The sequence below is a fragment of the Nitrosomonas sp. genome, assembly GCF_043753625.1.
GTDB lineage: Bacteria > Pseudomonadota > Gammaproteobacteria > Burkholderiales > Nitrosomonadaceae > Nitrosomonas.
In genome coordinates, this window is record NZ_JAYUWI010000009.1 from 42,869 (window position 1) to 61,000 (window position 18,132).

The following is an 18,132-nucleotide window of genomic DNA, read 5'->3' on the forward strand; positions in this document are numbered from 1 at the left end:
TCGTTAATGCATTATAAATTCTTCTTTAGCCAATTCGCTGCTTCTACTGCATAGTATGTTAGTATTCCATCAGCACCCGCGCGTTTAAAAGCAAGCAAAGATTCCAACACGCAGGCTTCTTCATTTAACCATCCGTTCATTGCGGCAGCTTTGAGCATTGCATACTCGCCACTGACCTGATATACAAATGTAGGTGCGCCATATTGATCCTTCACCCGACGAACAATATCCAAATAGGGCATTCCAGGTTTAATCATCACCATGTCGGCGCCTTCATTCAGATCCAATCCAACTTCCCATAATGCTTCATCTGAATTTGCAGGATCCATTTGATACGTATATTTATTTCCAGTACCAAGGCTTGCTGCCGACCCAACTGCATCACGAAATGGTCCATAAAAACTTGAGGCATATTTTGCAGAATAAGCCAAAATTCTTGTATGAATAAACTGTTGGTTATCCAAACTATTTCGAATCGCTGCAATGCGTCCGTCCATCATATCAGATGGCGCTACAATATCAGCGCCAGCTTGTGCATATACCAATGCTTGCTGACAAAGAACATTTACTGTTTCATCGTTCAATACATAGCCAAGTTGATCAATCAAGCCATCTTGACCATGACTTGTATAGGGATCCAACGCTATATCTGTAATCACTCCCAATTCAGGGAAATTCTTCTTTAATTGTCGGACCACTCTAGGCACCAAGCCATCAGGATTGTATGCTTCACTCGCTGTCAGATTCTTAAGTTTAGCTTCTATCACCGGGAAAATAGCAATCGCTGGAATACCTAATTGTAAACAATTCTCCGCCTGAGTCATTAAGAGATCAGCGCTCTGTCTTACTACACCCGGCATAGACTCGACATTCTCAGTACGGTTTTTTCCATCCAAAACAAAAACTGGATAAATCAGATCACTGATCTGAAGATGAGTTTCTTGCATAAGACGACGGGAAAACATGTCGCGACGCATACGTCTCATTCGTCTTTGAGGAAATTGGCTAAAAGAAAACATAATAAATAGGATAGAAAAAATAAATTAAAAAAAACAATACTATTCGGGAACTAACTCAGTCATTGCGCTCTCTTACAAACGGACATTTTAATTGTCCCTCTGTCTTTCCTCCCTGAAGCAAAGCCTTAAGTGATATTAAGGCGCCCCCCCCGGTTTTTTTCCCCTTTAACCGGGGGCTTTTTTTCTCTAGGAACCCATAGAGCGAAGTAAAATATTTATCACTTAGCTACTAATTAGTTTCTAACCATTCACTAATGACAGTAGTTGCATCATCAACGCCTGTGGCTGATAAGCTGGAAAATAACTGAACACTGCATTGCGGGTAAGCGCCATTTAAATATAGAGTTACGTCCTTTAAGGTAATATTTGCCCGTTGCGTGCTCAATTTATCAGATTTTGTTAGCAAAATATGAATTGCTTTCCCAGTAGGTGCAAACCAATCAAGCATTTTGATATCAAGCGGTTTTAAGGGATGCCGAATATCCATTATTAGCACTAAGCCTTTGAGTGGCTCACGTGTTTGCAAATAGCTACTCAATAAACTTTGCCAGTGTTGTCGTATGGAATCTGGAACCTTCGCATATCCATAGCCGGGTAAATCGACAAAGAATTGATCTGAATTTAATTGAAAATAATTAATTAATTGTGTGCGTCCAGGTGTTTTACTAACAAAAGCCAAACGACTTCGATTTGTAAGTGTATTAATAGCGCTAGATTTTCCAGCATTAGATCGCCCGGCAAAAGCAATCTCAACACCTGTATGTAGTGGTAAATCTCGAACATCATTGACTGATGTGTAGAAGGTTATATTGTTAAATCGAGACATAAGCTTTTCATAAGATAATAACCCTATGTATCAGAAAGAATCTTCAGCGATCAAAACAAGCCCTTTCAGCACCAAATTATCAATCGTTTTGATTGGAATCTTGATAAAAGGAGATAATAAAGATACTCCACCCCCGCTGATAATACTTGTTTTCACAGGGTGATTTATCTTTATTGACAGTAAATTATACATGCGTTCAATAGCACCTATCACAGAATGTATCATACCGCTTTGTATCGCACTGTCCGTGCTAATAGGAAAGTCTTCATAAGCACTCATACCAGCTTTAAATAATTGAGTACCACGTTGGAGACTATTTAGCATCAAGTGAAAACCAGGTAGAATGATACCACCAAGAAATTCTCCAGACTCAGATAGCGCATCTATTGTCACTGCAGTACCTACATTAATGACTAAACAAGCTTGCTGTTGCATTTCCCAAGCAGCTATTAAAGAGGCCCAGCGATCACAACCTAATTGAGTAGGATCGGAATAGCTACTAGAGACTCCACATTGGAATGCGCAGGAACAAATCCAGTGAGGTTTTACCGGCCAACTTGAAATTTGCTCACAGATTTGATTTTTTGTTGCCGCACGAGCAACATGAGAAATAATTATTGATGCTGGTGCTTGCAGTTCTTTGAAATCGTTTTTAACATTTTGTATCTTATCGTACTCTACCTTGCCCTGTTTTAAACATCGTCCATTATTGAACAATCCCCATTTTACGAATGAATTGCCAGAGTCAATCGCAAGGATGTACGGCATCAGTCACTCAAAGGGAATTCCGACGGATAGAAATATCGCCTACATGATAGGAGTTTCTTCCCGAAGGAGTCATTAAACAAATAGAACCATCTTCCATCACGCCATCAACCGTGCCTACAATAATATTGCCATTTGGTAATATCAAACTAACCGCCTGTCTTTCAAAAGCATGATAACTGATCCATTCCTTCTTGAAATATGCGAAACCGTAATCTCCAAATACAGGCAAAATACTTAGAAATTCAGTGAGTAGCGCGCTTAAGATTTGATTACGATCAAGATATTCATCAGAGATTGCTGATAAATCAGCAATCTCTTGATTTATAGAAGATTTAATAATATCAGAGGATTTAAAGTTAATGCCAATACCAATTATCGCATAAGAAGAGCCAAATATATCACTACGAAGTTCAATTAATATGCCGGCAAGCTTTTTATTATCGAACAATATATCATTAGGCCATTTAATACTGACACAATTAATTGAGAATGATCGTAAAACACGTATTATAGCAATCCCGATTATTAAACTTAACCCCGATAGCGCGGATACGCCTTTATCGAACCGCCAACCGAAAGAGAAGGTAAGACTATCGCCAAATCCACTATGCCATAATCTTCCTGCACGACCACGTCCATTTGTTTGATACTCCGTCGCAACAACTGGTATACAGCTATTATCTATCATTCCACTGCTGAAATTATTTAATAGAAAAGTATTAGTAGAATCGAGAGCATCAAAAAGAGTTATCTTGAAATTGCTGGGATCTATTGAGGAAAAACCAAGTATTAAATCTTTGTTCAGATACGAAATTGGATTAATCCAACGGTAACCTCGTCCACGGGTCTTAACAATTTTAATTCCATAAGAGTCAAGATTTTTTAGTGAATTTGATATTGTTGCACGTTTACAAAAAATCTTTCTCGCTAAAGATTCACCACTCTGATATTGTCCGTCATTTAAAAGCCTAAGAATAGATAATGCTCTCTGATTCATACATAGCGCACAAAATCTGATAATAACTATATTCCAACTAAATTATTATACGTTCAAACTATTAAATATTCTTCTATTAATTAAACTAAGAAATAATTATTAATTTTCTATTCCATCGGGGCTATCTGTTAGCTTTTCTATCGGTCTATCAACAAGCTCTACAAGCGCCATAGGCGCATTATCACCTTTTCTATATCCGTATTTTAGAATTCTAATATATCCACCTGGCCTTGCGATATAGCGAGGGCCTAATTCGATAAAAAGTTTTGTAACATTCTCACGATCACGAAGCCTATTAAAAGCCAAACGACGATTGGAAAGTGATGGATTTTTACCTAAGGTAATAACAGGCTCAACATATCTTCTTAACTCTTTAGCTTTTGGGAGAGTTGTTTTAATAATTTCATGTCGCAAAAGAGAATTACTCATATTGCGAAACATAGCCGCCCTGTGGCTGCTAGAACGATTTAATTTCCTTAATGCGTTATTGTGGCGCATGATTTGAATCCTTAGCAAGATTATCGAGATTTGCCGGCGGCCAATTGTCCAGTTTCATTCCTAGAGTTAGCTCACGAGAAGCAAGAACCTCTTTTATTTCATTTAATGATTTTCTTCCCAAATTAGGTGTTCGTAAAAGCTCAGCTTCCGTACGCTGTATTAGATCTCCAATATAATAAATATTCTCAACTTTTAGACAGTTAGCTGATCTTACAGTGAGTTCTAAATCGTCAACAGGACGCAACAATATCGGGTCAATTTGTGGTACTTGTGGCTGCTCTTTAGGAATAGGTGTGCTCTCTAAATCAGCAAAAACAGATAACTGCTGTACTAAAACTCGTGCAGCAAAACGAATAGCCTCTTCGGGTTCGACAACACCATTAGTTTCCAAATCCATAACTAATTTATCAAGGTCAGTACGTTGTTCAACACGCGCGCTTTCGACCGTATAACTAACGCGCCTAATAGGACTAAATGAAGCATCTAGTAAGATTGTCCCAATGCTAGTCTCGATATTTTTATTCTTTCTTACTGTAGCTGGAACGTATCCTATTCCTCTTTCTACTTTGAGTTGAATATCAATCTTTCCGTCAGATGTTAGATGTGCTATGACATGATCAGGGTTAAGTATCTCTACATCGTGACCCACATCAATATCGCCAGCTGTTACAACACATTTTCCGGATTTCCTTAATAAAATGATAGCTTCATCTTTATTATGAAGTTTTAATACTATTCCTTTAATATTCAACAGTATATCGACAACATCTTCCTGCACTCCATCTAGTGCAGAGTATTCATGGACTACACCAGCAATTTTAACTTCGGTAGGTGCAAATCCAGTCATAGAGGACAGAAGTATCCGTCTTAGCGCATTTCCTAAGGTATGGCCATATCCTCTTTCAAAAGGCTCCATAATTACTTTAGCATGTAGAGGCGATATATTTTGAACATCAATAATACGTGGTGTTAATAATTCATTACCTTGCATAGTAATGTCCTTTAGGTGATAGCCAGCCAATAATTTACTTTATTTAGAATATAATTCCACAACTAAGGACTCATTAATTGTTGCAGGTAGTTCAGATCGCTCAGGTTTAGATTTGAAAATCCCCTTCATTTCTTTAACGTTCATATCAATCCAAGCCGGAAAATTTCGCCTGTCCGCTGCCTCTATTGAAAATTTTATTCGTAGTTGTTCTTTAGCGTTCTTGGCAATCTCGATAGAATCTCCTGCCTTAACTAAATAAGCTGGAATATTTACACGCTGTCCATTCACAAGAATACAGTTGTGCCTAACAATTTGCCTCGCTTCTGATCGAGATGAGCCAAAACCCATATGAAATGCAACATTGTCAAGACGGCTTTCCAATAATTGCAACAAATTATCTCCAGTTACACCACGTTGCTGGTCAGCTGATTTATAGATATTACGGAATTGCCTTTCTAGAATCCCATATATCCTTCTGATTTTCTGTTTCTCACGTAACTGACCTCCATAATCCGATAGTCTACCTTTCTTCTGACCATGCTGACCTGGAGGATAATTCCTCCTTTCAATTGCACACTTATCAGTAAAACATTTTTCGCCTTTTAAGAAAAGCTTTTCGCCTTCGCGTCGACATTGTTTACATTTTGGTTCAAGATTTCTAGCCAACGTATTCTCCTCAGATACGACGTTTTTTTGGTGGACGACAGCCATTGTGTGGAACTGGCGTTACATCCGAAATACTTGTAATTTTAAATCCAGCTGAATTTAAGGCCCTTACTGCAGAATCACGTCCAGGTCCGGGTCCCTTAACTCTAACCTCAAGATTCTTCACGCCGCATTCTATTGCAATTTTACTTGCATTTTCTGCTGCAACTTGAGCAGCAAAAGGTGTACTTTTTCGTGATCCTTTAAAACCGGCTCCACCAGAAGTAGCCCATGATAATGCATTACCTTGCCGATCAGTTATAGTAATAATAGTATTATTAAATGAAGCATGAATATGCGCTATTCCTTCCGACACATTTTTCTTTATTTTCTTACGAACTTTTGTAGCGACCTTGACCATGGAAAATGAATTCCTTTTTAATATTACATTTCTAAATTAAACTAAAAATTATCTTGCACGTACTGCTTTACGTGGTCCCTTCCTTGTTCTTGCATTAGTTCGAGTACGTTGACCTCGTACCGGCAAACCTCGTCTGTGTCGCAATCCTCTATAACAACCAAGATCCATTAATCTCTTAATATTCATCGATATTTCTCGACGCAAATCACCTTCGATTGTAATCTTTGAAATATGATCTCGCAATTGGTCAATCTGATCCTCAGATAAATCTTTCAATTTTTTATCAGTTTCGATGCCAACTGCACTACATATATTTTTAGAACTGGATCTACCGATACCATAAATTGCTGTAAGAGCAATTCCTACATGCTGATGATTTGGTATATTTACGCCAGCTATACGCGCCATTTAATTTCCCTGTCTCTGTATATACAAAATTTATTACAATTATCCTTGTCTTTGCTTATGTCTAGGATCAGTACAAATTACTCGAACAACCCGATTACGTCGTATTATTTTGCAGTTTCTACAAAATTTCTTTACAGATGCATTTACTTTCATTATATAAATTCCATAAATCGATACTGATTATCTTTCTAATGCGAACTAATAATTGAATTTATTTCGCTCTAAATGTTATTCTTGCTCTTGTTAAATCATATGGTGTAAGGTCTACTGTAACTTTATCACCCGGCAATATTCTTATATAGTGCATACGCATTTTTCCTGATATATGGCCAAGTACAATATGTCCATTCTCTAACTTTACTTTAAATGTTGCATTAGGGAGCGTTTCAAGTATCTCACCTTGCATCTGTATCGTGTCTTCTTTAGCCATTAACTATCACAAATAAATTATCTAGTAGGTAGTTTTCCACTACCCGTTTTAAAATTAGCTTTTTTCAATAAGCTATCATATTGTGAAGACATCACATGCGATTGAACTTGTGACATAAAATCCATAGTTACGATTACAATAATTAATAATGAAGTACCACCAAAATAGAAAGGTACATTCCATTTAAGAATTAAAAATTCGGGCAACAAACATACAAGTGTTACATATATTGAACCAGTAAGAGTTAAGCGTAACATTATTCTTTCTATATATCTCGCAGTCTGTTCGCCGGGTCTGATACCTGGTATAAATGCTCCGCTTTTCTTAAGATTATCAGCTGTTTCTTTTGGATTAAAAACAAGCGCTGTGTAAAAAAAACAGAAGAATATAATCATTACAGCATAAAGAATCACATATATAGGTTGACCGGGAGATAGTGCACCACTAATGTCCTTTAACCACATCATGGATTCCCCACTTGCGAACCATCCTGCTAAAGTGGCAGGAAATAAAATGATACTTGAAGCGAAAATTGGAGGTATAACACCTGCCATATTAAGCTTTAACGGCAAATGTGAACTCTGCCCACCATATACCTTCTGCCCAACCTGGCGCTTGGCGTAATTAACTAAAATTCGTCTTTGTCCTTTCTCAACAAAAACAACAAAAGCAGTAACCAATGCAGCTGCAAGAAAAATACCTAAAGCAACAAGAAAATGCATAGACCCAGTGCTCACCAGATCTAAAGTTCCACCTATTGCACTTGGTAATCCAGCCGCAATTCCTGCAAAGATAATTAACGAGATGCCATTGCCTATACCACGCTCTGTAATCTGTTCACCTAGCCACATTAAAAAAATTGTACCTGTAACCAATGTAATAACAGTAGTAAGCACAAACATTCCACCAGGTTGGATAACTAAACCAGGTTGGGATTGAAGGGCAACAGAAATTCCATAACTTTGTACTAATGCTAATGCTAATGTGCCATAACGAGTATATTGTGTTATCTTTCTTCGCCCGCCTTCCCCCTCTTTCTTTAGCGCCTCAAGATAAGGAATTGCCACTGTTCCTAACTGCATAATGATAGAAGCCGATATATACGGCATTATACCAAGTGCAAAGATAGAAAACCTTGAAAGTGCTCCTCCAGAAAACATATTAAACATTCCCAACACACTACTTTCCTGCGAATCAAATAGTTCTTTAAGAGTGATTGGGTCTATGCCAGGCACGGGGACATGCGCTCCTATTCTATAAACAATCAATGCTAGCAATAGAAACCACAAACGACGTTTCAGATCAGAAAATTTATCAACTGGTTTAGCTGTTGTTCCTTTTATAGACAATTTATATCCTTATACTTCTATGTAATAGAGCCGCCATTTTCTTCTATTGCCATTTTGGCTTTACCGGTAACAAGTAATCCATTTATATTAAATAACTTATTACAAACTCCGCTATTTAAGATCTTTACTTTTGTTATTCTATTTGAGATTAAATTATATTTCTTCAATGTAGCAAGAGAAATATCATTTTCTGACAAAGTATTCAGAGCAGAGAGTTTCAATTCAGAAGCTTTATATCCATTTATTATACAAAAGCCTCGTTTTGGCAGCCTTCTTTGAATTGGCATTTGGCCTCCTTCAAAGCCTACTTTATGAAAACCACCAGCTCGTGATTTCTGGCCCTTATGACCTCTACCACAAGTTTTACCAATTCCTGAACCCATGCCTCTTCCAACTCTTAACTTGGTTTTTTTAGATCCCGCTGCTGCTTTAATTGAATTTAAATACATAATATTTTATTATTCACACTTTAGTAAGTAATTAATTTTATGAATCATACCGCGAGTTTCAGGGGTATCAAGAAGCATTGAAAAACTATTCACTTTACGTAATCCTAAACCACGAACAGTCGCTTGATGTGATTGTTTAGTTCCAATTGGACTTCTAACAAGGGTAATTTTTATTATTTTTAATTTCTTATTATTATCCATTATCATGCCCAAGGATCTCTTTTATTGTTTTGCCTCTTTTAGCAGCAATATTTGCTGGCGTATTCATAGAATTAAGGCCCTTAAGTGTCGCTCTAACAACATTATATGGATTTGTAGAACCAATACATTTAGCCAGAATGTTTGTCATGCCCATGACTTCAAAAATCGCACGCATCGGTCCTCCTGCTATAATTCCGGTGCCTTCTGGAGCAGGGTGCATATATACTTTTGCTGCTCCATGCGAAGCAGTTATAGGGTGATAAATGGTACCGCTCTTTATTTTAATTTTAGTCATTCTTCTTCGCGCTTCATCCATTGCTTTCTGTACAGCAACTGGCACTTCTCGAGATTTTCCCTTGCCCATACCAACACTGCCGTCACCATCACCAACTACTGTGAGCGCTGCAAAACCAAGAATACGGCCTCCTTTAACGACTTTTGTAACTCTATTAATCGCAACCATTTTTTCGCGCAAATCATCGCCGCTTTCTTCTATACCCGCTGCCTTACCATTAGTTTTGCCGATTTTTGCCATTGTCAAACCTTAAATTAAAATTTTAATCCATTCTCACGCGCAGCTTCTGCTAATGCCTTAACACGGCCATGGTATCTATAACCCGATCTATCAAAAGCAATATCTGATATACCGCAATCCTTACCTTTCTCAGCAATTCTTTTACCAATAAAAGCAGCTGCCGCTATATTACCCCCAGAAGTAAACGACTTACGTACGTCAGGCTCTAAAGTAGATGCACAGGTAATTACTTTATTATTCCTATCATCAATGAGCTGAGCATAAATATGAGAATTAGTACGATGTACCGACAATCGTATTACATCCAATTCTGCAATTTTAATTCGCGTTTTTAGTGAGCGTCTAATTCTTTTTTCTTTTAAATTCAACATTTTTATCTCAATTATTTTTTCTTCGTTTCTTTGAGAAGAATAACTTCATCATGATATCTCACACCTTTACCTTTGTATGGCTCTGGCTTTCTATAAGCTCGAATATCTGCAGCAGTTTGACCTACCTTCTGCTTGTCTATACCTTTAATTATTATTTCAGTTTGAGATGGAGTCTCAATCGTTATGCCATTCGGAATGACATGATCAACCGGATGCGAAAAACCTAAAGTTAAATTAACCTTACTTAATCCCGCTTGCGCTCTATATCCTACACCAACCAATTGCAATTTTTTTACAAAACCAACTGATACGCCATGAACCATATTAGCAATAAGTGCACGTATTGTTCCTGATAGCGCATTAGCATGCTTTGAGTCGTTAGTTGTTTGAATCTTCAAAATATTCTGATTAAGCTCTAATAGAATATCATTAGTTAACTCCTGCTTCAGTGTACCTAGGGGCCCCTTAACAGAAACACTAAATGGTAATATGCTAATTTCGACATTATCTGGTATTGTGATCGGGTTCTTGCTTACTCGTGACATTTAAAAAATCCTTTAAGCTAAACAACAGTACACAAAAGTTCACCACCGACACCAACTGCTCGCGCCTTTTGTACGGTCATTACACCTTTAGAAGTGGAAACTATTGCTACTCCTAGTCCATTCATAATATCTGGTAGATCTTTACTAGATTTGTATATTCTAAGCCCAGGTTTACTGATACGAATTATTTGTTCAATTACAGGATCGCCAGAATAATACTTGAGAGATATTTCTAAAGTATTTTTACTGTAATTACTCATTACACTAAAATCATTAATATATCCTTCATCTTTAAGAACGTCCGCTATCGATATTTTAATATTTGAACTAGGCATTTTTACAGATCTTTTTTTTGCCAATTGCGCATTTCTGATTCGAGTTAACATATCTGCAATTGGATCGCTCATACTCATGTCGGTACCTACTTATTTATAAAAAAAATATTATTGTACTTATTAAGCTAATTCTATTGATAATTGGATCTGTATAACCCGGTTACCAGCTCGCTTTGATAATTCCGGGTATTTTTCCGCTCATCGCAATCTCTCTTAACTTATTCCTTCCCAAACCAAATTTTGAGTAAACCCCACGAGGTCTACCAGTTAGAGTGCATCTATTTCTTAGACGTACAGGACTTGAATCTCTAGGAAGATTTTGCAAAATTATTCGCGCATTGAAACGATCTTCATCATTGATTTTATTGTCATTTATTATTTTAAATAATGCTAGTCGTTGCTCTGCAAATTTTTTTACTATCTTTTTTCTTTTTAAATTTCTATTAATAATTGAAAGCTTTGCCATTCTAACCTCAACTCTTAAATGGAAAATTAAACGCAGACAATAAAGCTTTTGCCTCAATATCGTTCTTTGCTGTGGTAGTAATCGATATATTCATGCCACGCAAAGCGTCAATTTTATCGTAATCAATTTCTGGAAAAATAATTTGCTCTTTTATGCCCATATTGTAATTACCTCTTCCGTCGAATGATTTTCCAGAGATCCCTCGAAAGTCCCGAATCCTCGGTATTGCAACAGTGATTAACCTATCCAAAAACTCGTACATTTTTACTCGACGGAGCGTAACCATGCATCCGATAGGATAATCCTGCCTTACCTTAAAAGTTGCTATTGATTTCTTTGCCTTAGTAATAACAGGTTGTTGTCCGCAAATTTTCTTCATATCGGAAATTGCATGCTCAACAATTTTCTTATCAACAGTTGCTTCACCTAATCCGATATTTAGAGTTATTTTGCTAATGCAAGGTACCTCCATGATGGACTCGTAACTAAATTGATCGATCAACTGCTTAGTGACAGTTTTACGATAATATTCTTGCAAACGCGCCATAAATTACGATCCCATATTAAGTTTTAATTAAATCGCCAGTAGATTTAAATATACGAATTTTATTATTATCATTATCTACTTTAAATCCTACTCTATCCGATTTTTTAGAGGAAAAATTATATATAGCAACATTTGAAATGTGAATTGACATTTCTAAATCTATAATTCCACCTGCATTGCCAATTGTGGGATTAGGTTTCTGATGTTTTTTTACAGAATTAATACCTTGAACTACAATACGATCAATTCCATCTATTCTAAGAACGGATCCTCTTTTCCCTTTATCCCTTCCTGAAATAACTATAATGTCATCGCCTTTTCTAATTTTTCGCATAATTGTTCCTTTTTACTACTACAAAACCTCTGGTGCCAGTGAAACAATTTTCATAAATCGCGCATTACGTAATTCCCGAGTTACCGGGCCAAAAATACGTGTTCCTATAGGTTCAAATTTATTATTCAGCAAAACTGCTGCATTTTCATCGAATTTCAATAAGGATCCGTCTATACGTCTCACGCCTTTCGCAGTACGAACTACGACCGCATTATATACTTCACCTTTTTTTACGCGTCCCCTAGGAGCTGCGTCTTTGATACTAACTTTGATTATGTCACCAATTCCGGCATATTGTCTTTTTGAACCGCCAAGAACTTTAATGCACATAAGTGATCGAGCACCAGTATTATCCGCCACTTTTAATATTGACTGCATTTGAATCATTTTTATTCGCTTTTGATATTAATTTAAATAACAGGTGTCTTTAAAACTTTCTCACTAGTAATCAGCGCTTAAACTATCAAGTTTAAGCAATCCATTGGATTCATTTTTAAATTAGATAAACCAGTAATTATACCTAATGAATCGCTGTAAGAAAACTTAATTATATATTACAGTTACATTTCAGGTATTTGTTTCTTCATTTAAAATTCTAGTTACTTTCCAATTCTTAGTTCTTGATAAAGGTCTACATTCAACAATTTCAACAAGATCACCAATGGAAAATTGATTATTATCATTATGTGCATGATATTTCTTAGTTCGTGTTATAAATTTTCCATATAAAGGATGCTTTAATCTACGTTCCACGAGGACTGTCACTGTTTTATCCATTTTATTGCTCGTTACACGTCCACTTAAAGTACGATTTAATTTTTCATTAGTCATGATTTGATTGCTTCTGAGTTATAACAGTTTTCACTCTTGCAATATCTCTTTTAATTACTTTTAATTGTCTTGTATTTGATAGTTGCTGAGTAGCTAATTGCATACGTAAACCAAAATGTGCCTTTAGCAAAGAAATAAGCTCTTTATTTAATTCAGGTAATTGCATTTCTCTTAATTCGCGTGCTTTCATAACTATCCGCCAATTTGTCTTATTGTAAACATAGTCTTGATTGGCAACTTAGCGGCAGCAAGTCGAAACGCTTCTTTTGCCATTTCTTCATCGACACCATCCATTTCATATAACATTTTTCCTGGTTGTATTTCAGCTACATAATACTCTGGATTTCCTTTTCCTTTACCCATTCTAACTTCTGCTGGCTTATGTGAAATTGGTTTATCTGGGAATATTCGTATCCAGATACGCCCCCCTCTTTTAATATGTCTGGTCATAGCTCGACGAGCTGCTTCGATCTGGCGCGCTGTTAATCGCCCTCTGCCAATAGCTTTAAGTCCAAATTCACCGAAGCTAACTTTAGCACCACGTGTTGCAACTCCAGTATTTCTACCTTTCTGTTGTTTTCTATATTTTGTTCTAGCTGGCTGAAGCATTTTTCTCTCCAGAAATCATATTAGCTTCTGTGTTTGCTGAATTTTCAGTATCCTTTATACTTAGTAATTCTGCTTCAGAATATCCTACGGCTTCTTTTACACCTTTAATACTCCCTGATTTTATAAATGCAGCGGATGGTCTCTTAGAAGTCTTCTTTTTTTCGTTGTCTAAATTCGAGTTAGGTGTTGTCAGACAAGCTTGCTCACCCTTTCCAAGCACTTCGCCTTTGAAAATCCATACCTTAATACCTATAATCCCATAGGTTGTTTTAGCTTCTGATGTACCATAATCCAGATCAGCTCTCAGCGTATGAAGGGGTACTCTTCCCTCACGATACCACTCTGTACGGGCAATTTCTATTCCATTTAATCTGCCAGAACTCATTATTTTAATCCCTTGTGCACCCAGTCGCATGGCATTCTGCATCGCTCGCTTCATTGCTCTACGAAACATTATTCGTTTTTCCAATTGCTGAGCTATATTATCTGCTATTAATTGCGCATCTAGTTCAGGTTTTCTTATCTCTTCAATATTCACATGAACAGGTACCCCCATTCTCTTTTGAAGTTCGCTTCTCAATACTTCTATGTCTTCACCCTTTTTCCCGATCACTACACCGGGGCGTGAACTAAAAATTGTAATTCTTGCATTCTTCGAGGGCCTTTCAATTAAGACTCTACCAACCGAAGCATTCTTTAATCTATCATGGAGAAATTCTCGAACTTTAATATCTTCATTTAGCATAGTGGCAAAATTATTACTATTTGCATACCATTTAGATAGCCAATTTCTCTGAACTGATAGACGAAATCCGGTTGGATGTATTTTCTGACCCATATCAATCAATGCCTTTATTTAGTCTGGCCATCACTATCGCCCACTGTAAGCAATATATGGCATGTAGGTTTCACAATTCTATTACCACGCCCTTTCGCGCGCGCACTTGTTCTTTTCATTGATGTACCGCGATCGATATAGATTGTCGATATTTTAAGTTCATCAATATCAGCTCCATCATTGTGCTCCGCATTCGCAATTGCAGACTCCAAAAGCTTTCGTATTATTTCAGCCCCTTTCTTTGGACTAAACGTCAAGATATTTAATGCCTTGTCTACAGAAAGTCCTCTGATTTGATCAGCCACAAGACGCCCCTTTTGTGCTGATAAGCGGACGCCACGTAATATAGCAGTTGTTTCCATGATTATTCCTATCGCTTCGTTACAGCCTTTTTGTCGCCAGCATGGCCTTTAAAAGTACGAGTCAGTGAAAATTCACCAAACTTATGACCAACCATATTTTCCGTTATATAAATTGGTATATGTTGTTTACCATTATGGACAGCAACGGTCAATCCAATAAAGTCAGGCAGTATCGTCGATCTTCTAGACCACGTTTTTATCGGCCTTTTATCATTTGTATCTCGTGCTTTTTCTATTTTTGCCAATAAATGAGTGTCAACAAATGGGCCTTTTTTTACTGAACGTGCCATTTAACTATCATCCTTTCTTTGAATAACGATGACGTACTATCATCACATCGGTTCTTTTATTATTTCGAGTTCTGTAGCCTTTCGCTGGAGTTCCCCATGGGCTTACCGGATGTCGTCCGGCTGATGTTCTACCCTCACCTCCCCCATGTGGATGATCAATTGGATTCATGGCAACTCCTCGAACTGTCGGACGAATTCCTCGCCAACGTACAGCCCCTGCTTTACCAATAGATCTCAAATTATGCTCGGAATTACCCACTTCTCCAATTGTTGCACGACAATCGATATGAACCTTTCGCATCTCACCTGAGCGAAGTTTAATTTGAGCATAATTTCCCTCGCGTGCTTGCAGTTGAACCGAAGTTCCTGCAGAGCGTGCTAGTTGAGCACCTTTTCCTGGCAATAATTCAACGCAGTGTATTATCGTCCCCATAGGGATATTACGTAATGGTAAAGCTTCTCCTACCTTAATCTGCGCATTTCTACCACTGCTAATTCTCGCACCAACACTTAACCCTTTTGGTGCAATTATGTATCTTCTTTCACCATCCGTATAACAAATTAACGCAATGTTTGCTGTTCGATTCGGATCGTATTCAATACGTTCTACGAAAGCCGGGATGTCATCTTTGTCACGCTTAAAATCAATCAATCTATAATGCTGTTTATGACCACCGCCACGATGTCTTGTTGTAATTCGTCCATGATGATTGCGGCCAGCAGTTTTTGATTGTTTCTCAATCAAATTTTTATGTGGCTCACCTTTATGTAAATCCTTATTAATCAGTCTAATTACAGATCTTCGCCCTGGTGATGTTGGTTTTAATTTTACAAGTGCCATCACTTAGCCTCTGCAGTAGAAAAATTAGTAAAATTTAACTCTTGTCCTGCCTTGATACTAACAACAGCTTTTTTCCAGTCACTTCTAGATCCCATAAACCGACCGAATCTTTTCCGCTTTCCTTTTACATTGATAGTCCGAACATGCTTAACTTCTATTTTTTGTTCTTTCCACAATAATTCAACAGCAGCCTTTATCTCTTTTTTTGTCGCGTCTGTCGCCACGCGAAATACTGATTGATTATTTTTCTCTCCCAGGAACGTCGTTTTCTCTGAAATATATGGAGCTAATATTATTTTCAATAAACGTTCATGGGTTATATTTACATTATTCATGAAAGAAGTTCCTCAAATTTCTTCAATCCTTCAGTTGTAATAAGAGTTTTTTCAAATCTTAAAAGACTAACAGGGTCAACATTTTTCACTTCGACTACAGCAATGCCTGGAATATTACGTGACGACAGATACAAATTATCATCAATCTCATGAGTTATCACCATCACCTCACTTAATCCAAGTGCTTCCAATTTTTCTGCTAGAACCTTAGTTTTATGTGTATCGATATTAAATGTATCTGTGACTAACAATCGGTTATCCCTTATTAACTGAGATACTATCACGCTAACGCCAGCCCTATACATCTTCCTATTTAATTTTTTTCTAAAATTTTCATCAGGACTACTTGGAAACACCTTGCCACCACCACGCCAAATTGGGCTAGAAGCCATCCCTACACGCGCACGTCCTGTACCTTTCTGTCTCCATGGCTTACGTGTAGACTTGGCCACATCTGATCGCCCTTTCTGCGCTCGTGTCGCACCACGCGCATTCGATAAATATGATGTTATGACTTGATGAACAAGTGCCTCATTGTAATCCCTATTAAAAAGGTCATCAGAAACAATAATACTATCTGTTTTCTGATCCTTTTTACCGATAAGCTTTAATTCCATTACCTGTTCACCTTATTACTGTTGTTTATTTTAGTAATTGATTTACTTTTTATCTTTTATACTTGGACGCACAATAACATTTCCATTTCTTGGCCCCGGTATTGCGCCTTTTATCAGTAAAAGACTCCTTTCAGTGTCAATTCTTATTACTTCAAGGTTTTGGGTGGTTCTTTTAACATTTCCTAAGTGGCCAGACATACGTTTGCCAGGGAAAATACGTCCAGGATCTTGCGCCATACCAATAGACCCGGGCTTATTATGTGCTTTTGAATTACCGTGACTTGCTCTATTGGAAGAAAAATGATGTCGTTTAATGACACCTGCATATCCTTTCCCAATCGTTATTCCAGATACGTCAACTTTTTGTCCCACTGTGAATATATCATTCTTAATCACCATTCCATCTTCAAGTTGATTAAGATCTTCATCTTTATTTACCCGAAACTCTCTTAAGATACTCCCAGCTTCAACACCAGCTTTAGCGAAATGACCTGCACTAGCCTTGTTTACCCTACTTGATCTTTTTTCCCCATAAGAAAGCTGAACAGCTGAATAACCATCTTTTTCAGTTTTCTTAATCTGAGTTACACGATTATTAGAAACATCAATTACAGTCACTGGAAGACTATCCCCATTTTCCGTGAAGATTCGTGTCATACCGATCTTCCGACCGACTAGTCCTAAACTCATTTTTATCCTCTTATAAGGAATTATTTATTTCAGTCTATCTAGAGAATTTCTTAAACTAAAAAATAATATCCCTTTTCTATCATTGATAATACAGATTATTTATAATTTAATTTCCACATCCACGCCAGCTGGCAAATCTAACTTCATGAGCGCATCAACTGTTTTATCTGTAGGATCAATAATATCCATTAGTCTCAGGTGCGTTCTTATTTCAAATTGATCACGTGATGTCTTATTGACGTGGGGTGATCGCAAAACATCAAAGCGCTCAATTCTAGTCGGCAATGGTACTGGTCCTTTAACAACTGCTCCTGTTCTTTTTGCTGTTTCAACAATTTCAAGTGCCGATTTATCTATTAACCGATAATCGAAGGCCTTAAGGCGAATTCTTATTTTCTGGTTTTGCATTTATTCGATCCTGATTTTTTAAATCCAATATCAATCTTTATAGATATTTATTGTTCTTTAATTTTTATAATCTTCCTAAATCACTCAATAATTTTAGCAACAACACCGGCACCAACCGTTCTTCCACCTTCTCGTATTGCAAAACGCAATCCATCTTCCATCGCTATGGGTGCTAT

33 protein-coding genes and 1 pseudogene are annotated in these 18,132 nt (G+C 37.1%); all 34 read right to left on the reverse strand.

Annotated elements, in window-relative coordinates; translation table 11 throughout:
* Positions 1–11 precede the first annotated feature (11 nt).
* The gene (gene hemB, locus ACH10T_RS00745; RefSeq protein WP_394807436.1) at positions 12–1,019 is read right to left on the reverse strand and encodes a porphobilinogen synthase; all 1,008 of its coding nucleotides are present in this window, start codon (positions 1,017–1,019) and stop codon (positions 12–14) included.
* A gap of 229 nt (positions 1,020–1,248) precedes the next feature.
* Positions 1,249–1,845, reverse strand: a complete 597-nt coding sequence (yihA, locus tag ACH10T_RS00750) for a ribosome biogenesis GTP-binding protein YihA/YsxC (RefSeq protein ID WP_394807437.1) — start codon at positions 1,843–1,845, stop codon at positions 1,249–1,251.
* Between the two features lie 30 nt (positions 1,846–1,875).
* Complete coding sequence (locus tag ACH10T_RS00755) at positions 1,876–2,613, reverse strand: type III pantothenate kinase (protein WP_394807438.1); 738 nt, start codon at positions 2,611–2,613, stop codon at positions 1,876–1,878.
* Positions 2,614–2,620: 7 nt separating this feature from the next.
* Positions 2,621–3,610, reverse strand: a complete 990-nt coding sequence (locus ACH10T_RS00760; RefSeq protein ID WP_394807439.1) for a biotin--[acetyl-CoA-carboxylase] ligase — start codon at positions 3,608–3,610, stop codon at positions 2,621–2,623.
* 99 nt (positions 3,611–3,709) lie between these two features.
* Entirely contained in the window at positions 3,710–4,108 is a 399-nt protein-coding gene (rplQ, locus tag ACH10T_RS00765) for a 50S ribosomal protein L17 (RefSeq protein ID WP_394807440.1), read from the reverse strand.
* Entirely contained in the window at positions 4,095–5,099 is a 1,005-nt protein-coding gene (locus ACH10T_RS00770) for a DNA-directed RNA polymerase subunit alpha (protein WP_394807441.1), read from the reverse strand. Before ACH10T_RS00770 ends, rplQ begins: the two co-directional genes overlap by 14 nt.
* A gap of 39 nt (positions 5,100–5,138) precedes the next feature.
* Positions 5,139–5,765 (reverse strand): 30S ribosomal protein S4, encoded by a 627-nt coding sequence (gene rpsD / locus ACH10T_RS00775; protein ID WP_394807442.1) that lies wholly within the window; start codon positions 5,763–5,765, stop codon positions 5,139–5,141.
* Positions 5,766–5,775: 10 nt separating this feature from the next.
* The gene (rpsK, locus tag ACH10T_RS00780; RefSeq protein WP_394807443.1) at positions 5,776–6,165 is read right to left on the reverse strand and encodes a 30S ribosomal protein S11; all 390 of its coding nucleotides are present in this window, start codon (positions 6,163–6,165) and stop codon (positions 5,776–5,778) included.
* A 48-nt stretch (positions 6,166–6,213) separates the two neighbouring features.
* A complete protein-coding gene (gene rpsM / locus ACH10T_RS00785) occupies positions 6,214–6,573 on the reverse strand; it encodes a 30S ribosomal protein S13 (RefSeq protein WP_394807444.1) in 360 nt (119 codons plus the stop codon).
* A 39-nt stretch (positions 6,574–6,612) separates the two neighbouring features.
* Complete coding sequence (gene rpmJ, locus ACH10T_RS00790) at positions 6,613–6,726, reverse strand: 50S ribosomal protein L36 (protein ID WP_292994911.1); 114 nt, start codon at positions 6,724–6,726, stop codon at positions 6,613–6,615.
* A gap of 58 nt (positions 6,727–6,784) precedes the next feature.
* A complete protein-coding gene (gene infA / locus ACH10T_RS00795) occupies positions 6,785–7,003 on the reverse strand; it encodes a translation initiation factor IF-1 (protein ID WP_292994909.1) in 219 nt (72 codons plus the stop codon).
* Between the two features lie 17 nt (positions 7,004–7,020).
* A complete protein-coding gene (gene secY / locus ACH10T_RS00800; protein ID WP_394807445.1) occupies positions 7,021–8,352 on the reverse strand; it encodes a preprotein translocase subunit SecY in 1,332 nt (443 codons plus the stop codon).
* Between the two features lie 17 nt (positions 8,353–8,369).
* The gene (gene rplO, locus ACH10T_RS00805; protein ID WP_394807446.1) at positions 8,370–8,801 is read right to left on the reverse strand and encodes a 50S ribosomal protein L15; all 432 of its coding nucleotides are present in this window, start codon (positions 8,799–8,801) and stop codon (positions 8,370–8,372) included.
* 9 nt (positions 8,802–8,810) lie between these two features.
* On the reverse strand, positions 8,811–9,002 hold the full coding sequence (gene rpmD / locus ACH10T_RS00810) for a 50S ribosomal protein L30 (protein WP_394807447.1): 192 nt from the start codon (positions 9,000–9,002) through the stop codon (positions 8,811–8,813).
* A complete protein-coding gene (rpsE, locus tag ACH10T_RS00815; protein ID WP_394807448.1) occupies positions 8,995–9,537 on the reverse strand; it encodes a 30S ribosomal protein S5 in 543 nt (180 codons plus the stop codon). The genes rpmD and rpsE overlap by 8 nt, the downstream gene beginning before the upstream one ends.
* A gap of 14 nt (positions 9,538–9,551) precedes the next feature.
* A complete protein-coding gene (gene rplR / locus ACH10T_RS00820) occupies positions 9,552–9,908 on the reverse strand; it encodes a 50S ribosomal protein L18 (protein ID WP_394807449.1) in 357 nt (118 codons plus the stop codon).
* A gap of 11 nt (positions 9,909–9,919) precedes the next feature.
* A complete protein-coding gene (gene rplF, locus ACH10T_RS00825) occupies positions 9,920–10,453 on the reverse strand; it encodes a 50S ribosomal protein L6 (protein WP_394807450.1) in 534 nt (177 codons plus the stop codon).
* Positions 10,454–10,470: 17 nt separating this feature from the next.
* Positions 10,471–10,866, reverse strand: a complete 396-nt coding sequence (rpsH, locus tag ACH10T_RS00830; RefSeq protein ID WP_394807451.1) for a 30S ribosomal protein S8 — start codon at positions 10,864–10,866, stop codon at positions 10,471–10,473.
* A gap of 82 nt (positions 10,867–10,948) precedes the next feature.
* Positions 10,949–11,254 (reverse strand): 30S ribosomal protein S14, encoded by a 306-nt coding sequence (gene rpsN / locus ACH10T_RS00835; RefSeq protein ID WP_394807452.1) that lies wholly within the window; start codon positions 11,252–11,254, stop codon positions 10,949–10,951.
* Between the two features lie 7 nt (positions 11,255–11,261).
* Positions 11,262–11,801, reverse strand: a complete 540-nt coding sequence (gene rplE / locus ACH10T_RS00840; RefSeq protein WP_394807453.1) for a 50S ribosomal protein L5 — start codon at positions 11,799–11,801, stop codon at positions 11,262–11,264.
* 16 nt (positions 11,802–11,817) lie between these two features.
* A complete protein-coding gene (gene rplX / locus ACH10T_RS00845; protein ID WP_394807454.1) occupies positions 11,818–12,135 on the reverse strand; it encodes a 50S ribosomal protein L24 in 318 nt (105 codons plus the stop codon).
* An 18-nt stretch (positions 12,136–12,153) separates the two neighbouring features.
* Positions 12,154–12,522, reverse strand: a complete 369-nt coding sequence (gene rplN, locus ACH10T_RS00850) for a 50S ribosomal protein L14 (RefSeq protein ID WP_394807455.1) — start codon at positions 12,520–12,522, stop codon at positions 12,154–12,156.
* 180 nt (positions 12,523–12,702) lie between these two features.
* Positions 12,703–12,966, reverse strand: a complete 264-nt coding sequence (gene rpsQ, locus ACH10T_RS00855) for a 30S ribosomal protein S17 (protein WP_394807456.1) — start codon at positions 12,964–12,966, stop codon at positions 12,703–12,705.
* Complete coding sequence (gene rpmC, locus ACH10T_RS00860; protein WP_394807457.1) at positions 12,959–13,156, reverse strand: 50S ribosomal protein L29; 198 nt, start codon at positions 13,154–13,156, stop codon at positions 12,959–12,961. The genes rpsQ and rpmC overlap by 8 nt, the downstream gene beginning before the upstream one ends.
* Positions 13,157–13,158: 2 nt before the next feature.
* Complete coding sequence (gene rplP, locus ACH10T_RS00865; protein ID WP_394807458.1) at positions 13,159–13,575, reverse strand: 50S ribosomal protein L16; 417 nt, start codon at positions 13,573–13,575, stop codon at positions 13,159–13,161.
* Positions 13,559–14,413 (reverse strand): 30S ribosomal protein S3, encoded by an 855-nt coding sequence (rpsC, locus tag ACH10T_RS00870; RefSeq protein WP_394807459.1) that lies wholly within the window; start codon positions 14,411–14,413, stop codon positions 13,559–13,561. Before rpsC ends, rplP begins: the two co-directional genes overlap by 17 nt.
* 14 nt (positions 14,414–14,427) lie before the next feature.
* Entirely contained in the window at positions 14,428–14,775 is a 348-nt protein-coding gene (gene rplV, locus ACH10T_RS00875; RefSeq protein ID WP_394807460.1) for a 50S ribosomal protein L22, read from the reverse strand.
* Positions 14,776–14,783: 8 nt separating this feature from the next.
* The gene (gene rpsS, locus ACH10T_RS00880; RefSeq protein WP_394807461.1) at positions 14,784–15,065 is read right to left on the reverse strand and encodes a 30S ribosomal protein S19; all 282 of its coding nucleotides are present in this window, start codon (positions 15,063–15,065) and stop codon (positions 14,784–14,786) included.
* A gap of 7 nt (positions 15,066–15,072) precedes the next feature.
* Positions 15,073–15,906 (reverse strand): 50S ribosomal protein L2, encoded by an 834-nt coding sequence (gene rplB, locus ACH10T_RS00885; RefSeq protein ID WP_394807462.1) that lies wholly within the window; start codon positions 15,904–15,906, stop codon positions 15,073–15,075.
* Complete coding sequence (gene rplW, locus ACH10T_RS00890; RefSeq protein ID WP_394807463.1) at positions 15,906–16,241, reverse strand: 50S ribosomal protein L23; 336 nt, start codon at positions 16,239–16,241, stop codon at positions 15,906–15,908. Before rplW ends, rplB begins: the two co-directional genes overlap by 1 nt.
* Entirely contained in the window at positions 16,238–16,858 is a 621-nt protein-coding gene (gene rplD, locus ACH10T_RS00895; protein ID WP_394807464.1) for a 50S ribosomal protein L4, read from the reverse strand. Before rplD ends, rplW begins: the two co-directional genes overlap by 4 nt.
* Positions 16,859–16,900: 42 nt before the next feature.
* Positions 16,901–17,548 carry a 50S ribosomal protein L3 gene (gene rplC / locus ACH10T_RS00900; protein WP_394807465.1) on the reverse strand — a complete coding sequence of 216 codons (648 nt, stop codon included), beginning with the start codon at positions 17,546–17,548 and terminating at the stop codon, positions 16,901–16,903.
* A 99-nt stretch (positions 17,549–17,647) separates the two neighbouring features.
* Positions 17,648–17,956 (reverse strand): 30S ribosomal protein S10, encoded by a 309-nt coding sequence (gene rpsJ / locus ACH10T_RS00905; RefSeq protein ID WP_013966801.1) that lies wholly within the window; start codon positions 17,954–17,956, stop codon positions 17,648–17,650.
* A gap of 80 nt (positions 17,957–18,036) precedes the next feature.
* Positions 18,037–18,132: pseudogene (locus tag ACH10T_RS00910) on the reverse strand (elongation factor Tu); the annotation flags it as partial.

Bases quoted from the DNA above. Each gene is read 5' to 3' on its own strand.
- rplV (WP_394807460.1), bottom strand. From the start codon at position 14,775: ATGGAAACAACTGCTATATTACGTGGCGTCCGCTTATCAGCACAAAAG.
- yihA (WP_394807437.1), bottom strand. From the start codon at position 1,845: ATGTCTCGATTTAACAATATAACCTTCTACACATCAGTCAATGATGTT.
- rplQ (WP_394807440.1), bottom strand. From the start codon at position 4,108: ATGCGCCACAATAACGCATTAAGGAAATTAAATCGTTCTAGCAGCCAC.
- rpsS (WP_394807461.1), bottom strand. From the start codon at position 15,065: ATGGCACGTTCAGTAAAAAAAGGCCCATTTGTTGACACTCATTTATTG.
- rplE (WP_394807453.1), bottom strand. From the start codon at position 11,801: ATGGCGCGTTTGCAAGAATATTATCGTAAAACTGTCACTAAGCAGTTG.
- rplP (WP_394807458.1), bottom strand. From the start codon at position 13,575: ATGCTTCAGCCAGCTAGAACAAAATATAGAAAACAACAGAAAGGTAGA.
- rpsJ (WP_013966801.1), bottom strand. From the start codon at position 17,956: ATGCAAAACCAGAAAATAAGAATTCGCCTTAAGGCCTTCGATTATCGG.
- rplB (WP_394807462.1), bottom strand. From the start codon at position 15,906: ATGGCACTTGTAAAATTAAAACCAACATCACCAGGGCGAAGATCTGTA.
- rpsC (WP_394807459.1), bottom strand. From the start codon at position 14,413: ATGGGTCAGAAAATACATCCAACCGGATTTCGTCTATCAGTTCAGAGA.
- rpsQ (WP_394807456.1), bottom strand. From the start codon at position 12,966: ATGACTAATGAAAAATTAAATCGTACTTTAAGTGGACGTGTAACGAGC.
- rpmC (WP_394807457.1), bottom strand. From the start codon at position 13,156: ATGAAAGCACGCGAATTAAGAGAAATGCAATTACCTGAATTAAATAAA.
- rpsK (WP_394807443.1), bottom strand. From the start codon at position 6,165: ATGGTCAAGGTCGCTACAAAAGTTCGTAAGAAAATAAAGAAAAATGTG.
- rplF (WP_394807450.1), bottom strand. From the start codon at position 10,453: ATGTCACGAGTAAGCAAGAACCCGATCACAATACCAGATAATGTCGAA.
- rplO (WP_394807446.1), bottom strand. From the start codon at position 8,801: ATGTATTTAAATTCAATTAAAGCAGCAGCGGGATCTAAAAAAACCAAG.
- rpsM (WP_394807444.1), bottom strand. From the start codon at position 6,573: ATGGCGCGTATAGCTGGCGTAAATATACCAAATCATCAGCATGTAGGA.
- rplN (WP_394807455.1), bottom strand. From the start codon at position 12,522: ATGATTCAAATGCAGTCAATATTAAAAGTGGCGGATAATACTGGTGCT.
- rpmJ (WP_292994911.1), bottom strand. From the start codon at position 6,726: ATGAAAGTAAATGCATCTGTAAAGAAATTTTGTAGAAACTGCAAAATA.
- rplD (WP_394807464.1), bottom strand. From the start codon at position 16,858: ATGGAATTAAAGCTTATCGGTAAAAAGGATCAGAAAACAGATAGTATT.
- ACH10T_RS00770 (WP_394807441.1), bottom strand. From the start codon at position 5,099: ATGCAAGGTAATGAATTATTAACACCACGTATTATTGATGTTCAAAAT.
- rpsH (WP_394807451.1), bottom strand. From the start codon at position 10,866: ATGAGTATGAGCGATCCAATTGCAGATATGTTAACTCGAATCAGAAAT.
- rpsE (WP_394807448.1), bottom strand. From the start codon at position 9,537: ATGGCAAAAATCGGCAAAACTAATGGTAAGGCAGCGGGTATAGAAGAA.
- rplW (WP_394807463.1), bottom strand. From the start codon at position 16,241: ATGAATAATGTAAATATAACCCATGAACGTTTATTGAAAATAATATTA.
- hemB (WP_394807436.1), bottom strand. From the start codon at position 1,019: ATGTTTTCTTTTAGCCAATTTCCTCAAAGACGAATGAGACGTATGCGT.
- rplR (WP_394807449.1), bottom strand. From the start codon at position 9,908: ATGTTGAATTTAAAAGAAAAAAGAATTAGACGCTCACTAAAAACGCGA.
- rpmD (WP_394807447.1), bottom strand. From the start codon at position 9,002: ATGGATAATAATAAGAAATTAAAAATAATAAAAATTACCCTTGTTAGA.
- ACH10T_RS00760 (WP_394807439.1), bottom strand. From the start codon at position 3,610: ATGAATCAGAGAGCATTATCTATTCTTAGGCTTTTAAATGACGGACAA.
- rpsN (WP_394807452.1), bottom strand. From the start codon at position 11,254: ATGGCAAAGCTTTCAATTATTAATAGAAATTTAAAAAGAAAAAAGATA.
- infA (WP_292994909.1), bottom strand. From the start codon at position 7,003: ATGGCTAAAGAAGACACGATACAGATGCAAGGTGAGATACTTGAAACG.
- ACH10T_RS00755 (WP_394807438.1), bottom strand. From the start codon at position 2,613: ATGCCGTACATCCTTGCGATTGACTCTGGCAATTCATTCGTAAAATGG.
- rplX (WP_394807454.1), bottom strand. From the start codon at position 12,135: ATGCGAAAAATTAGAAAAGGCGATGACATTATAGTTATTTCAGGAAGG.
- rplC (WP_394807465.1), bottom strand. From the start codon at position 17,548: ATGAGTTTAGGACTAGTCGGTCGGAAGATCGGTATGACACGAATCTTC.